The 12,475-nt window shown below is 46.1% G+C and carries 18 protein-coding genes; 12 read left to right on the top strand and 6 right to left on the bottom strand.

All coding sequences use genetic code 11. The features are described from left to right. The first annotated feature begins 44 nt into the window (after nt 1–44). The 4 genes from ACYP03_RS07150 (at nt 45) to ACYP03_RS07135 (ending at nt 2,493) form a co-directional block, all read left to right on the top strand. Complete coding sequence (locus ACYP03_RS07150) at nt 45–830, top strand: hypothetical protein (RefSeq protein WP_248141734.1); 786 nt, start codon at nt 45–47, stop codon at nt 828–830. Nucleotides 831–918: 88 nt separating this feature from the next. Beyond that, nucleotides 919–1,239 (top strand): hypothetical protein, encoded by a 321-nt coding sequence (locus tag ACYP03_RS07145; protein ID WP_459779045.1) that lies wholly within the window; start codon nt 919–921, stop codon nt 1,237–1,239. Between the two features lie 150 nt (nt 1,240–1,389). Then, a complete protein-coding gene (locus tag ACYP03_RS07140) occupies nt 1,390–1,989 on the top strand; it encodes a nucleoside deaminase (protein WP_330961824.1) in 600 nt (199 codons plus the stop codon). Between the two features lie 48 nt (nt 1,990–2,037). Next, nucleotides 2,038–2,493 (top strand): GNAT family N-acetyltransferase, encoded by a 456-nt coding sequence (locus tag ACYP03_RS07135; protein WP_459779044.1) that lies wholly within the window; start codon nt 2,038–2,040, stop codon nt 2,491–2,493. Between the two features lie 42 nt (nt 2,494–2,535). Here the strand turns inward: ACYP03_RS07135 and ACYP03_RS07130 are convergent, their stop codons facing one another. From ACYP03_RS07130 to ACYP03_RS07110, 5 genes are all read right to left on the bottom strand, one after another. Continuing rightward, nucleotides 2,536–3,135 (bottom strand): hypothetical protein, encoded by a 600-nt coding sequence (locus ACYP03_RS07130; RefSeq protein ID WP_459779043.1) that lies wholly within the window; start codon nt 3,133–3,135, stop codon nt 2,536–2,538. An 89-nt stretch (nt 3,136–3,224) separates the two neighbouring features. Continuing rightward, nucleotides 3,225–3,812: a hypothetical protein gene (locus ACYP03_RS07125; protein ID WP_459779042.1), complete on the bottom strand. Its 588-nt coding sequence runs from the start codon at nt 3,810–3,812 to the stop codon at nt 3,225–3,227. A 74-nt stretch (nt 3,813–3,886) separates the two neighbouring features. After that, complete coding sequence (locus ACYP03_RS07120) at nt 3,887–4,489, bottom strand: hypothetical protein (protein WP_459779041.1); 603 nt, start codon at nt 4,487–4,489, stop codon at nt 3,887–3,889. Between the two features lie 73 nt (nt 4,490–4,562). Continuing rightward, nucleotides 4,563–5,165 carry a hypothetical protein gene (locus tag ACYP03_RS07115; protein ID WP_459779040.1) on the bottom strand — a complete coding sequence of 201 codons (603 nt, stop codon included), beginning with the start codon at nt 5,163–5,165 and terminating at the stop codon, nt 4,563–4,565. Between the two features lie 22 nt (nt 5,166–5,187). Further along, nucleotides 5,188–5,340 carry a hypothetical protein gene (locus ACYP03_RS07110; protein ID WP_459779039.1) on the bottom strand — a complete coding sequence of 51 codons (153 nt, stop codon included), beginning with the start codon at nt 5,338–5,340 and terminating at the stop codon, nt 5,188–5,190. Between the two features lie 320 nt (nt 5,341–5,660). On the opposite strand from ACYP03_RS07110, the gene ACYP03_RS07105 reads away from it, so the two are divergent. The 8 genes from ACYP03_RS07105 to ACYP03_RS07070 all read left to right on the top strand — a co-directional run bounded on the left by ACYP03_RS07105 (nt 5,661) and on the right by ACYP03_RS07070 (nt 12,250). Beyond that, complete coding sequence (locus ACYP03_RS07105; protein ID WP_459779038.1) at nt 5,661–6,197, top strand: DUF2937 family protein; 537 nt, start codon at nt 5,661–5,663, stop codon at nt 6,195–6,197. Between the two features lie 134 nt (nt 6,198–6,331). Beyond that, nucleotides 6,332–6,700, top strand: coding sequence for a VOC family protein (locus tag ACYP03_RS07100; protein ID WP_459779037.1), 369 nt, complete (start codon nt 6,332–6,334; stop codon nt 6,698–6,700). Between the two features lie 165 nt (nt 6,701–6,865). Further along, complete coding sequence (locus tag ACYP03_RS07095) at nt 6,866–7,765, top strand: hypothetical protein (protein WP_459779036.1); 900 nt, start codon at nt 6,866–6,868, stop codon at nt 7,763–7,765. Nucleotides 7,766–7,898: 133 nt separating this feature from the next. Further along, nucleotides 7,899–8,114 carry a DUF6500 family protein gene (locus ACYP03_RS07090; RefSeq protein ID WP_330961832.1) on the top strand — a complete coding sequence of 72 codons (216 nt, stop codon included), beginning with the start codon at nt 7,899–7,901 and terminating at the stop codon, nt 8,112–8,114. Nucleotides 8,115–8,300: 186 nt separating this feature from the next. Next, nucleotides 8,301–9,530, top strand: coding sequence for a lysozyme inhibitor LprI family protein (locus ACYP03_RS07085; protein ID WP_459779035.1), 1,230 nt, complete (start codon nt 8,301–8,303; stop codon nt 9,528–9,530). Nucleotides 9,531–9,719: 189 nt separating this feature from the next. Further along, complete coding sequence (locus ACYP03_RS07080) at nt 9,720–10,544, top strand: AraC family transcriptional regulator (protein ID WP_459779034.1); 825 nt, start codon at nt 9,720–9,722, stop codon at nt 10,542–10,544. 258 nt (nt 10,545–10,802) lie between these two features. Continuing rightward, nucleotides 10,803–11,474: a hypothetical protein gene (locus ACYP03_RS07075; protein ID WP_459779033.1), complete on the top strand. Its 672-nt coding sequence runs from the start codon at nt 10,803–10,805 to the stop codon at nt 11,472–11,474. Between the two features lie 209 nt (nt 11,475–11,683). Further along, nucleotides 11,684–12,250 (top strand): DUF4145 domain-containing protein, encoded by a 567-nt coding sequence (locus ACYP03_RS07070; protein ID WP_459779032.1) that lies wholly within the window; start codon nt 11,684–11,686, stop codon nt 12,248–12,250. A gap of 1 nt (nt 12,251) precedes the next feature. On the opposite strand, the gene ACYP03_RS07065 is transcribed toward ACYP03_RS07070, so the two are convergent. After that, nucleotides 12,252–12,473, bottom strand: a complete 222-nt coding sequence (locus tag ACYP03_RS07065; protein ID WP_459779031.1) for a hypothetical protein — start codon at nt 12,471–12,473, stop codon at nt 12,252–12,254. Nucleotides 12,474–12,475: the final 2 nt, after the last annotated feature.

Genomic DNA, 12,475 nt, shown 5'->3' with positions numbered 1-12,475 from the left:
CCGCAGAGAACATTCAAGATTTGCCCGCATTGTACGAGATCATTTTGAAAAAAGTTTCCTATTTAGTCCGTGTCACCCGTCTGCCGGCAGACCTGAGGTCTGCATTGCAAAGCACGGCTCATCCCCTTTATCAAACCGCACTACTCTACGCCAGACTCATGCAATCAAATTTACTCTGGAAAGTCTGGGCCATTGATGAAGAGGATCAGATCTGGCTGGAAGTGAATGATTTGGACCAGGACGGCGAGCCAGCATTCCATACGCTCAAACTTGATGAAGGCACTTACCAGAAAATTGATTATGAAGAATACAGGATTGAAGATCTCAGCCTTGAAAAACCTGAACACACAGAGACATCCCCATGGACAACAAGCCTGGAGGTTCAGTCCGCAATTGCTTGGCTTCCCGCGTATTTTAAAGACAGACAAACACAGATTGCTAAAATTCTGAACGCTGGCGGCTGCCGGGAACTGTGGATGCAGGGAGATATCTATCTTTACCTCAATGATGACGCTCTGCGCACCAATGCAACTAAATATAGATTCGATCTGTATAAAGAAGACCAATTTGCCATTGAGCTGAAAGTGCTCGGCGGCCAGTATCAGAGTAAAGTGGTCAGTTTCCTTGAAAACGACTTTCGCAAGCTATTATCCAACACCACGGTACAAGATAAATATGTCGTGCTGGTGCTGGATAATTCATCACCTGAAACAAAGCTTTACAGCCGATTATTCAGTTATGCACATCCATCCGGATCGCTCATCAGCCAGTTAGATTTTGGCGCATTTTGCGTCCGGATCTGGAAAGTTGCCGGGCACACGCCGGGCTGAGTCCCGGTCTTATCATTGAGTTCTCATCTCATCTGGAAAAGGTCGCCTCAGATCATCAGCATAAAGCAACATGATGAGAGAAAACCCCGTGAGAAAACGTTTGATAATCGGTCTTGTCGCGCTCCTAACCGGGTGCGTGAATATCGCCATTGATGATCTTGCGCCTTCAGCACAAATTGAATTGCCTCAAAACGGCCAGTCAAATCTGGTGTCTTTTGAGAGCTTGTTTGCAGAGGATACTGAGGGGCATTTCATCAGCAAATACCCTCTTAAAATTGGGGCCGTTCAGCTTGGCGAAGGAATTCGCATTGGCAGCTTTGTCACCATCAGCGGCACTCAGATCGAAGCACTGCAGGGAACACAGTTCAACGTCATCAATCATGACGGTGTGCTGGAGATCATCCAATAACGCATCTCAGGTATTCTGTTTCAGGTTGGCGTCACTCATCCTGTGAGGGCGCCCATATTGCAGAAAAAACCTTTCCTTTTCAGAAATTAGCAACCCAAACAGACGTTATACTTCTGGCATTGAACCGGACTATTCAAAAGAGAGCACCGCATGATCCCTTTACTCACGAAAGACTCGCTCAGCAGCGACTCGCAAAACCATGAAGCAGCACTCAGAGCCATCGCCCATATGCCAACCCGCAGCCTGCCTGTGTTGATGGACAGCGACTACACGCAACAACTGTCTGATGCCGATTTCATGCGCATTGCTGTTCTGCTGGCGGAAAAAAGTTACCTCGAAGGTGGTTGTCCGATTGGTGCCGTGATCATCGACAATGAAACCCGGCAAATTGTCGGAAAAGGCCACAATACCCTGGTTCAGGAAGATCACCCTTATAACCATGGTGAAACCTCTGCCATCCGGGATGCCGGCCGGATTGATTTCAGCAAAACAACGCTGTTTACCAGCCTGAGTCCGTGCGACGTTTGCGCGACCCTGTTATACATGCGCGGTTTTGCCCGGGTGGTTGTCGGCGATGTGACGAATGCAGCGGGTAACGAAGGGATGCTGCTCGCCAAAGGACTTCAGGTCAATATTCTTGAAGATCAGGCCGGTATTGAACTGTATGCCCGTTTCCGAAAAGAAAAACCGGCGCAGGATCTGGAAGACTGGAAAGGGCTGAGTGCAGTCCGTCAGGAAGATGCTTGCTAATCACAAGTTCAAGGCATGATTTGTGGACAACCTTTATGGAAAACGTTAATGGAAAACCTTGAGGAAACGATTCGCTGCTGCCAGTTGGATGATTTAGACAACCTGCTTCAGCTGTATCGAGAACTACGGCCGAACGATCCTGAACTTTCCGGCCAACTTGCACACGATTGCTGGCAAGCGTTGCTGAGTCAGACGCACACCAGAATTATCGTCGCCGACATCGATGGCCAGCTCGCCTCAAGCTGTCAGTTAGGGGTGATTCCAACACTGACCAATGGCGGAAAGCCATTTGGGGTGATTGAACATGTCATTACGGCAGAAGCATTCCGACGTCGGGGACTCAGCCGTAAGGTCCTCGAACATGCACTGTCGCTCGCCTGGGAAATGGGATGCTACAAAGTCATGCTGCTGTCTGGCGAATCACGACACGCCGCCCACCAACTGTACGAAAACATCGGGTTTCAATCTGGGATTGAACGCGGCTTTGTGATCAAACCAAGCTGATCATGGCTTGATCCGAAGCGACACTGAAAACAATGCATTGCATCATTTTCTATCGTATGGCGACCCCGGAAACGGCGTATCTGAAGATTCACCGGTGCCGTCGAACAGCAGAACAGATTCAGTGGCACCATCAGGTTCACGAGTCACCCAGCCATTTGGGTCAGCATTCTGACGGGGAGTACAATTACTATCCATGTCAAAACAATTCAGTGAATAGAAAACCCGAATACGAGCCCCATCGACTGCAACAGTTACTGTCGCCAAAACATCATAATAATCTTCGTAATAATCCCGGAGTGTATCGATTTTCTGTTTGGCTAATTCCAGATCGATCGGGGCTGAAATTTTGAAGTATTTTTCATTTTTATCCCAACCTTTTGACCAAAAGCCCTCAATATTTTGAGGATAACTGATTGCCCCAATATCTGAGCTGGCACCGGGGTAACCACTCACGGCACCATAGCCAAAGTTCACCCAGGCGCCTCGGGCATCTTGAAGCAATATTCTTTTAAGAATGTAACGACCATCCAGAGAACCAGCATTGCCGATTCGGGCAACTGTTTTGGTGCCCCAAAATGATGAACACCCGGCCATCATAAACACCAACGCCAACAGAAAAAATGTCGCTTGAGGTTTTGCCATGCTCGATACGTCTCATCTCGGTTCAGGAAAAGGGGACCAGCCCCTCATGACGCACCGCCATGAGGAGCAAACGATTATCTTTTTTTATCTTATGGCGACCCAGGGAATGGCGTATCTGAAGATTCACCGATGCCGTCGAATAGCAGCACAGATTCAGTTGCACCATCGGGTTCACGAGTCACCCAGCCATTTGGGTCAGCATTCTGACGGGGAGTACAATTACTATCCATGTCAAAACAATTCAGTGAATAGAAAACCCGAATACGAGCCCCATCGACTGCAACAGTTACTGTCGCCAAAACATCATAATAATCTTCGTAATAATCCCGGAGCGTATCGATTTTTTGTCTGGCTAATTCCAGATCGATCGGGGCTGAAATTTTGAAGTATTTTTCATCAACATTACGACCTTTAGACCAAAATCCCTTGATAAATTTCGGGTAGCTGATTGCCCCAATATCTGAACTAGCGCCAGGGTAACCACCGACGGATCCATAACCAAAATTCACCCAGGCACCTCGGGTATCTTGAATATAAATTCTTTTGAGATAATAAGGACCATCCAGAGAGCCTGCATTGCCAATTTTTGCAATTGTTTTGGTTTCACCAAAGGATGAACACCCGGCCAGTGTCAACATCAACGCCAGCAGGAAAAGTGTCACTTGAGGTTTTGCCATGCTCGATACGTCTCATCGCGGTTCAGGAAAGGGGAATCAGCCCCTCAAGGCACAACGGCAAGAGGGGCAAACGATTATCTTTTTTTATCGTATGGCGACCCCGGAAACGGAGTATCTGAAGATTCGCCGGTGCCGTCGAACAGCAGAACAGATTCCGTGGCACCATCAGGTTCACGAGTCACCCAACCATTTGGATCCGCATTCTTACGGGAAGTGCAGTCATTCACTACGTCAAAACAATTCATGGAATAAAAAACCCGGATACGTGGCCCGTCAACTGCGACGGTAACAGTCGCTCGATAAGCATGAAAATCCACATAATAATCACGGAGCGTATCGATTTTTTGTCTGGCTAATTCCAGATCAATCGGGGCTGAAATTTTGAAGTATTTTTCATTTTTATCCCAACCTTTTGACCAAAAGCCCTCAATATTTTGAGGATAACTAATTGCCCCAATATCTGAGCTGGCACCGGGGTAACCACTCACAGCCCCATAACCAAAATTCACCCAAGCCCCTCGGGTATCTTGAATATAAATTCTTTTGAGAATATAGCGCCCATCCAGAGAACCTGCATTGCCAATTTTTGCAATCGTTTTTGTACTGCCAAATGATGAACACCCTGCCAGTGTCAACATCAACGCCAGCAGGAAAAGTGTCACTTGAGGTTTTGCCATGCTCGATACTTCTCATCGCGGTTCAGGAAAGGATGACCAGTCCTCATGACGCACCGCCATGAGGAGCAAACGATTATCTTTTTTTATCGTATGGCGACCCCGGAAACGGGGTATCTGAAGATTCGCCGATGCCGTCGAACAGCAGAACAGATTCCGTGGCACCATCAGGTTCACGAGTCACCCAACCATTTGGATCCGCATTCTTACGGGAAGTGCAGTCATTCACTACGTCAAAACAATTCATGGAATAAAAAACCCGGATACGTGGCCCGTCAACTGCGACGGTAACAGTCGCTCGATAAGCATGAAAATCCACATAATAATCACGGAGCGTATCGATTTTTTGTCTGGCTAATTCCAGATCGATCGGGGCTGAAATTTTGAAGTATTTTTCATTTTTATCCCAACCTTTTGACCAAAAGCCCTCAATATTTTGAGGATAACTGATTGCCCCAATATCTGAGCTGGCACCGGGGTAACCACTCACGGCACCATAGCCAAAGTTCACCCAGGCGCCTCGGGTATCTTGAATATAAATTCTTTTGAGGATATAGCGCCCATCCAGAGAACCTGCATTGCCAATTTTTGCAATCGTTTTTGTACTGCCAAATGATGAACACCCTGCCAGTGTCAACATCAACGCCAACAGAAAAAATGTCGCTTGAGGTTTTACCATGCTCGATACTTCTCATCGCGGTTCAGGAAATGAGAATATTGCATTCAAAGTCAGCCGTTGGCTCCTCGGTCTTTTCAAGTACCTGAGCAGACTGTTTGTTGATGTCGCTGTAATCTTCCAGCGGTTGAAACCTTGCGTTCACATATCTTATCGGTTGCTTATGATCAAATGCCATGATGAATCCCTTGAGATATCTTTCAGCCAAAAATATCACCGTAAGACATTGATTAACATGATAATTTTCATTTCAAAATGTCGTTTCACCCTGTCGTTTTCACTTTATGACCAGTCAACGTTAATAGTGGAATAAAGATCAATGTTTATTGAACCTGAAACCATCAATCAGCAAATAACTGTCAATGGGTTGATCCGGTACGTAAATATCGAATACCCCCATAGCAGCCCAGTACCTTGCTGTGTAAAGTGGCGCATTAGATATTGACCATTTCCGGGATCACAGTCGGGCGACTGGTTGTCGGAACAGGAGACAAAAACGTGATTGGAAAGCTACTCGACAAACTGATTTTTGGCGCTGCATTACTTCTCGCACTTCAGCTGCCCCTGCTTACCGATCATTATCAGCAGTATCTTTCCGGACTCTATGAATCAACCCAATGGCAGGTGAATGGCTTTCAGACCACAGCTCACCGATTCGGCTATGCCAGCGTAGAGGCCATGATAGAAAGGCATCTGACCAATGAAGAACCCAGTGTCCGGGCCGATGCCAATCAAAAACTGGCAACCCTCGCCCGATATCAGGAGCTGCAAGCCGGCATGACAATTTTCCGGCAAGGCAACCTGATTTCAAAAACGATTTACATGTTCCATCCAGCCCGGCTCCATGATCTCGAAAAAACACTGACCAACTTCAAACCCGGCATCCCCTTTACGCTCAGCGGGATTGCTTTTGGTGTCATCGCAGCTTTGCTGGCGAACCTCATCCTCACGCTGCCATTTTTCCTGCTGGCCAGGCACCGCAGGCAAAAACAATTTGCTGCCAGATCACCAGTTCAACGCGTCAAACACACGTGAGGACCGTGCTGTTCTCAAAGCGCCTGCTTCAATGAATTGAAAAAGTGCACAGTTTAAAACTGATTCATTGGACACTGACGTCAACCAATCCAGACTTACTGTGAGCAATTCACAACTGGGAAGCGGACAAGATGGTGAGCAATATCCTTTTAGGGACCAATGATATCGCGAGGTCTGAAGCCTTTTACGATGCACTGCTGGCGTTATTTGATGCCACAAAGACGATGAAAACGAAACGCTCCGTTTTATGGCAGACGAAAAACGACAGCGTCGGTATTGCTGTTTGCCTTCCTCACGATGGTGAAATGGCCACAAACGGCAATGGCACCATGGTTGGGCTGAAAGCCAATTCGACAGACATGGTCAAAAAGGTTTACCTGACTGCACTCGAACTGGGTGGCACAGATGAAGGTGAACCAGGTGAACGGAAACCAGGCGTGTTTGCCGCGTATTTCAGAGATCCCGACAATAATAAATTCGGAGTGTTTTGCGTACAGAAGTAATTACAAAGGGGACGGGAATGAAGAAAGCTCACAAACAGCCTTGGCTGAGTTCATTGATCCTTATCTAAAAAACGTGACACCTGATCGCCTTATTCCGCATGAAGTTATATGGTACGGAGCATTCATTTCTCACCTGATTCACGATGATTCATGACTTTCCATCACTTGATGAAACGCCTCCTGGCAGTTGGCCTGCTTCTGAGTTCCGGACACGTTTTCGCCGAGTGCACTGCAGACGAATTCAAACAGATTCGAAATCAGGCACTGTCTGCATACAAAAACAAGGATGTTGCCGGCGCTGAACAAACGCTCAGTACCTATTACTCAGAAACCTGCGACTATTACAAGATGAGTAAAACATCAGATGCAGTTTTTAATCAAGGCCTGTGGCTGATCAGTGATCTCATGTTTTACCGTAAAAAACTGGGTGACGATCTGGGCTGTGTATCTCTGGGAAATGAGGTCTACACGCAATGGATGGTGAGCAACCCAGGCCGCCATGAGCCGAAAGTAGAAAAAGCACTCCAAACCAATCTGGCTCAATGCGAAAAAAGCCTTGAAGCGCAATTTTCAAAACCGGAAACCTGTCCTGTCAAAGGCTATGAAGACATGGCAGCTATTCCAGCTGCATGGCGGACACAAGACGAACAATACTTTGAAATTCCCTGTATTCAGTTCATCGAAAATTCCCGGAACATGATTGGAGATGAACGAGACGGACCCCAACTCAGAAGTGAAGGGATCAATGATATTGCCAGTTTCAATATCCTTTATGTCAGCCAAGTCACGCCGGATGAAAGCCAGCCTGAAGATGATGAGGTCTGGGTCAATCACTATGCACTGGATAAACTTTTTATCAAAAGCCCGAACGATAAGCTCTGGGATACGGGCTATTGCTATTCTTTCGATCTCAGGTTCGGCAAAAGTGCTGGAAGTATTTATTTAAATGGCAGCTCTTCTCCCTGTAACGGTGGTCATGCAAGCTCGCTGAATCATGTCATCCTTCAAATGGATTACCCGTTTTCTGTCAATATTCTGAAGCAACATACCAATGTCGTAAAATAAAGCCTAAAACCGGAGTTATCGATATTCTATGCTTGGTAACTCCGTTCAGCACGAAGACAGTTCAGACAATCACCCCAACATATGGGCTGGTGACTGGAGCTCAATCAATACGTATAAAATTCAGGAAATCAGCATGCGCGAATCATTACGACAAAAAATCATTCAGGTCTGCCAAAAGAAAATGGCTCAGAAAGGCGACAATGTCGGCGTATCTTTCTACGCCTTCTTTGCCAACAAAAACGATGATCCGGAATTACTGATGGAAGCCGCTACCTGGTGGATTCAGACCCACCAGCTGGACCACTTTGAAAAAGCCAGAAAGATCATTGAGATGGTCGAAAGTGAGTAATGCAGAAAGAGAGCAACGCTGAAATCCCAGCTTGACCTTGCCAACGCCGTTCCTCTCTGCCCATGGTTGGGCGAAGCAAACGTGACATTGCTCCGAATACTTTTACGTTTGATTTCAATGCATTGAGTCTTTTTCTTGCTTTGTGTAGCTTGAGGAAAATTGAAGTTATGAACCGGACTCTTTTTCATGAAGAAATCATTGCTCTTACTTTCCTTTTTGGCGACATCTGTTCAGGCGGCCAGCTTCAATTGTGAGCTGGCCTCAACACCGACTGAAAAAATGATTTGTGCAAATCCATCGTTAAGTACCATGGATGAAGTCATTCATCAGCTCTACACAAGCGCACTCAAAACACCGGGGAACGATACCCTGAAAACTGAGCAACGCTCCTGGCTCAAGTTCAGGGACCACAGTTGTGACGACCGAGCTGGATGTGAAACCGTATTTCAAGACCGGATCAACCGTCTGCTCCTCAAAGTGTCCCAGGAAAATATCGCTCACCTGAGCCAGGGTATGGCACTGCCTGATGAAAGTGCTCTTGATCAAACATCTGCAGACGCGGCAAAAAATATTGCGGCTGAAGTGTATCAACCCTGGTTGAGAAAAGAAGTGAATCATGCAAAAAATCCAACCGTTCCGATTGCAACTTCTGTCAATCATGAAATCTATATCTATTATAAATATTACAATGATTCCAAGGGGGGCTATGAACTTCGGGAAAACAAGCCTTTAACTCATGAAGATAAGTGTATCGCTTCAGATGTTAGTGGTGATATCTACGTCAAAAATGGTCTATTATATTTCTACACTAACTTTTCCGATGACATGATAATGGAACATAGTCATGTGATTGGTGCTTACGAAGAACCTCAAGTAGGCAAATATATTGCTTTAGAAGACTATTACGAATTGTCATTCAGGACAAATCAAGAATCCTCGACGAGTGCACTTTCAGAAGACCAGAAAAAGCTAGCCTTACTCACAAATGACCTCTTGCCATCAAAAGAAATAACTAAATATTCTTATGACTCAAAAGTAGAAGCACTATTCCAAAAAGCAAAATCATTCGCTGAGAGCCACCCGTTTACAGAGAAAAATAATATCGCAGTTTTTGATAGTGAAACGAATCGTATCAAACTCATGCCAAATATCATGAAAGATAAACCCATTCTTGAATGGGCGATTTATAACATGGTCTGGAGTGAAGATAATCAATCCATTTATTTTGACAATTATGCAATGCAAATGGCCTGTATCTGGAAATACGATATTCATGGGGATGTGGTTCATAAAATTGTTCCCGAACATGAAGCAATTAACCCTTTCCCTTTCACCTATCAAGGCCAAGAGTTCATCGTTTATATTTTGTCCGGCTACAACCCGGGTAATCGATTAATGATTGCGATGAAGCCTTAATTTCATTTCTATATCCGTCCTCTCTCTGTTTCAGCCTGGATTGCCCTCATTGTCGAGGGCGATCATCTCTTTCACTCCCGTTCAGTGCACACTTGAACGAAGTTCTTTCACCAGACAACTTTGTACAAAACAAATCAGGCAAAATACGATACATTGGCAACATGCGGGTAGAGGAGTCTGGTAGTACCGATGTCAAGAAGAAAGCAAGCAGTCACTTATGGTCAGGTTAGTGAAATTGAAGGGCTGGACTACCTCAATGCCAGTTACATTGAGCAGACATTTTCCCGCCATGCCCATGAGGGATATTGCGTCGGTGTGATCAGTGAAGGCACGCAGGGTTTTTATCACAATGGTGCAGAGCATCTGGCGCCGCAAAATACCATCATTCTGGTCAATGCAGATGAAATTCACACCGGCTATGCAGCCACAGATCATGGCTGGAGTTACCGGGCCTTGTATCCGCTGCCCCAGCTCTTTGAGCAAATCAGTCAGGATTTAGGCAAACCCGAATACGGCGCCCCTTATTTCCGTCAGTCGGTCGTCAGAGACGACCAGCTCGCCGCTCATTTTCGGCAGCTGTTTGATACCCTGGATCATTCCACCGATCCGCTGTACAGAGAAACCCTCATCTACACGGCACTGACTCAGTTGGTTATCCGGCAGGGATGTTCGCGAATCGACATCAAACCGGCCAAAGGGTCAGACAAATCGCTGACGATGGTGAAAGAATTTCTGGATGAATATCCAAACTGGCAAATAACACTCACGGAACTGGCTGCGCTGGCCTGTATGACTCCGTATAGTCTGGTGCGTGCTTTTAAACGTAAATTTGGTCTGCCGCCCCATGCTTATCAAATACAGGCAAGGCTGAGGCTGGCAAGACGACTATTAAAACAGGGACGCTCCATTCAAGATGCAGCCATTGAAGCTGGTTTTCACGATCAAAGTCATTTCCACCGTCATTTCAAAAGTGCAATGGGTATCACACCCGGCAGATACATGAAACATGTATAAAAAGATTCGGGAAATGAAGATCTTATTTCCCTAACCAATTGAGCATACCGGTCCTGGGAGCAATCCGGATAATTACCTGAAAGACAGCAGCATGATTTCATCATCGACTCCGGACGTTCATTCCATTCGGGAATGCAGCGCTCTGCCCCCTAAAAATCACTGGTGACTTGCCCATTCAGGGAGATTTTCAAGATTGCTCATATTTCGTTTTTTGGTTCGCTCATTCTTGAAGCCCGTATTGCAATGAAAAAATTAATCATGACAGAAGGTAAAATCATGTTCAGAAAAAGTATTGCATTCGCAGCAACCTTGATTCTTTCTGGCTGCGTCAGTACAAATAACATCCCGATTGATGAAGCAAAATTAACATCTGCACAACCCAAATCCATTACCGTTACGCAACGAGAGAAACCAGACTTTTCAGCGATGACCGCTGGCAAAGCCTACTTGGGTATCTTCGGTGCCGCCGCAATGATTTCAGAAGGGAATGAGATTGTTGAACAAAATCATGTGGAAGATCCGGCCAGCTATATCAGCCAGACACTGAGAAAAGTCTTAGCGCAGAAATATCAGCTTTCTGTGGCGGAAAGCCAGCAGTTGATCGATTCTGACGATGCCGCCGATATTGCTCAGGCTTATCATAATGCTGACCTGATTCTCGACATAGAAACCATCAATTGGAGCTTTGTCTATTATCCGACCGACTGGGATAACTATCGTGTGATTTATTCTGCCAAGCTCAGGCTGGTTGACGCCAGAAATGAATCGATTCTGGCGGAAGGCTTCTGTGCCCGAGTCCCTGAAGAAGAGGAATCGGCCCCTTCTTACGAAGCATTACTTGAAAATAACGCCAGTATCCTGAAATCAGAATTACGATCCGCTGCCGATCATTGCATTCAGGAATTTGAACACAATGTATTAGCGATCTGAACACATCCGGGCCATCTGAATCCGGTGGCCCGGACATGGCAATGCTTCAATTCTTTCCTGAAAGTGAGAGAACAATCACAATGGTTTTCAGCCAAAAATCCATCGTCTGACATCTCGCCTGCTACAGTTTGAAACATACTCACCAAGTTGCCATTAAATTGTTAGCACATCACTCGTCGAAAAATAACCCGTCATTCAAGGAAAGAACGATGTTTATTGCCACCAGTTTTTCTCTGATCTTTCTTTCTCTCGCCTGTACCCATATTTTTGTCGAAACAGTAGAGATTGACGCAATTACAATTGTCCTGATGGTGTTAGCAGCATTGCCTTGGGTTTTTCCTTATCTCAAGTCACTGGAATTACCGGGCGGCATTAAAGTTGAAATGAAAAATGTCCTGAAAAAAGTTGAACAGGCTTCCGCAGAAATTGATGGCGCCGTCCCGAGCAATGGATTTCAGGGCGTTGACGCTTCACTTGCTTTTATTGCCCAGCGGGTAGAAATTGAAAAAATTGTTCGCCGGTATCAACCGGATTTACCCTCATCCCGTTTCGCGCTGACGGCCCGATTGACCAAGCTGGCAAAACAGAACATCCTTCAGCAACATCTGGCTGATGCACTCCTTGAAATCGTCAAACTGGGAAACCTTGCCTCGCAGGGACAGTTTGTCCAGACCGATGAAGCTGAGCTGATTCTGATGCGTTCTGGTCCGTTACTGGACAAGCTGGAACAGACGCTCAGCCAAGCAATAACAGAAGAAGCCGCTCTGGTTGACTGATTCAGGGCAAATGATCAATCTCATCCTGAATCTGATAGCCTTTATCCGTGACGATTTTCTCCAGCACCGCGACCCGTGCTTTCAGCTCACTCAGCTCTGCGCGCAGCAATTCTGCTTCTTTGCTCGCCAGTCGCTCACTATCCTGCTGTTTCGCCTGAAGGCGCAGATATTGCTGTAAGACAAGCGCCCCAAAAATAATGGCAATGATCCAGACAGCTGTCATGG

This window comes from Photobacterium sp. R1, assembly GCF_054600795.1.
This window is presented reverse-complemented; position numbering and strand designations above follow the sequence as displayed.

Coding starts and splice junctions, on each gene's coding strand:
- ACYP03_RS07065 (WP_459779031.1), bottom strand. CDS start 12,473: ATGACAGCTGTCTGGATCATTGCCATTATTTTTGGGGCGCTTGTCTTA.
- ACYP03_RS07140 (WP_330961824.1), top strand. CDS start 1,390: ATGATCCCTTTACTCACGAAAGACTCGCTCAGCAGCGACTCGCAAAAC.
- ACYP03_RS07090 (WP_330961832.1), top strand. CDS start 7,899: ATGCGCGAATCATTACGACAAAAAATCATTCAGGTCTGCCAAAAGAAA.
- ACYP03_RS07115 (WP_459779040.1), bottom strand. CDS start 5,165: ATGGTAAAACCTCAAGCGACATTTTTTCTGTTGGCGTTGATGTTGACA.
- ACYP03_RS07080 (WP_459779034.1), top strand. CDS start 9,720: ATGTCAAGAAGAAAGCAAGCAGTCACTTATGGTCAGGTTAGTGAAATT.
- ACYP03_RS07110 (WP_459779039.1), bottom strand. CDS start 5,340: ATGGCATTTGATCATAAGCAACCGATAAGATATGTGAACGCAAGGTTT.
- ACYP03_RS07120 (WP_459779041.1), bottom strand. CDS start 4,489: ATGGCAAAACCTCAAGTGACACTTTTCCTGCTGGCGTTGATGTTGACA.
- ACYP03_RS07070 (WP_459779032.1), top strand. CDS start 11,684: ATGTTTATTGCCACCAGTTTTTCTCTGATCTTTCTTTCTCTCGCCTGT.
- ACYP03_RS07130 (WP_459779043.1), bottom strand. CDS start 3,135: ATGGCAAAACCTCAAGCGACATTTTTTCTGTTGGCGTTGGTGTTTATG.
- ACYP03_RS07075 (WP_459779033.1), top strand. CDS start 10,803: ATGACAGAAGGTAAAATCATGTTCAGAAAAAGTATTGCATTCGCAGCA.
- ACYP03_RS07085 (WP_459779035.1), top strand. CDS start 8,301: ATGAAGAAATCATTGCTCTTACTTTCCTTTTTGGCGACATCTGTTCAG.
- ACYP03_RS07135 (WP_459779044.1), top strand. CDS start 2,038: ATGGAAAACCTTGAGGAAACGATTCGCTGCTGCCAGTTGGATGATTTA.
- ACYP03_RS07125 (WP_459779042.1), bottom strand. CDS start 3,812: ATGGCAAAACCTCAAGTGACACTTTTCCTGCTGGCGTTGATGTTGACA.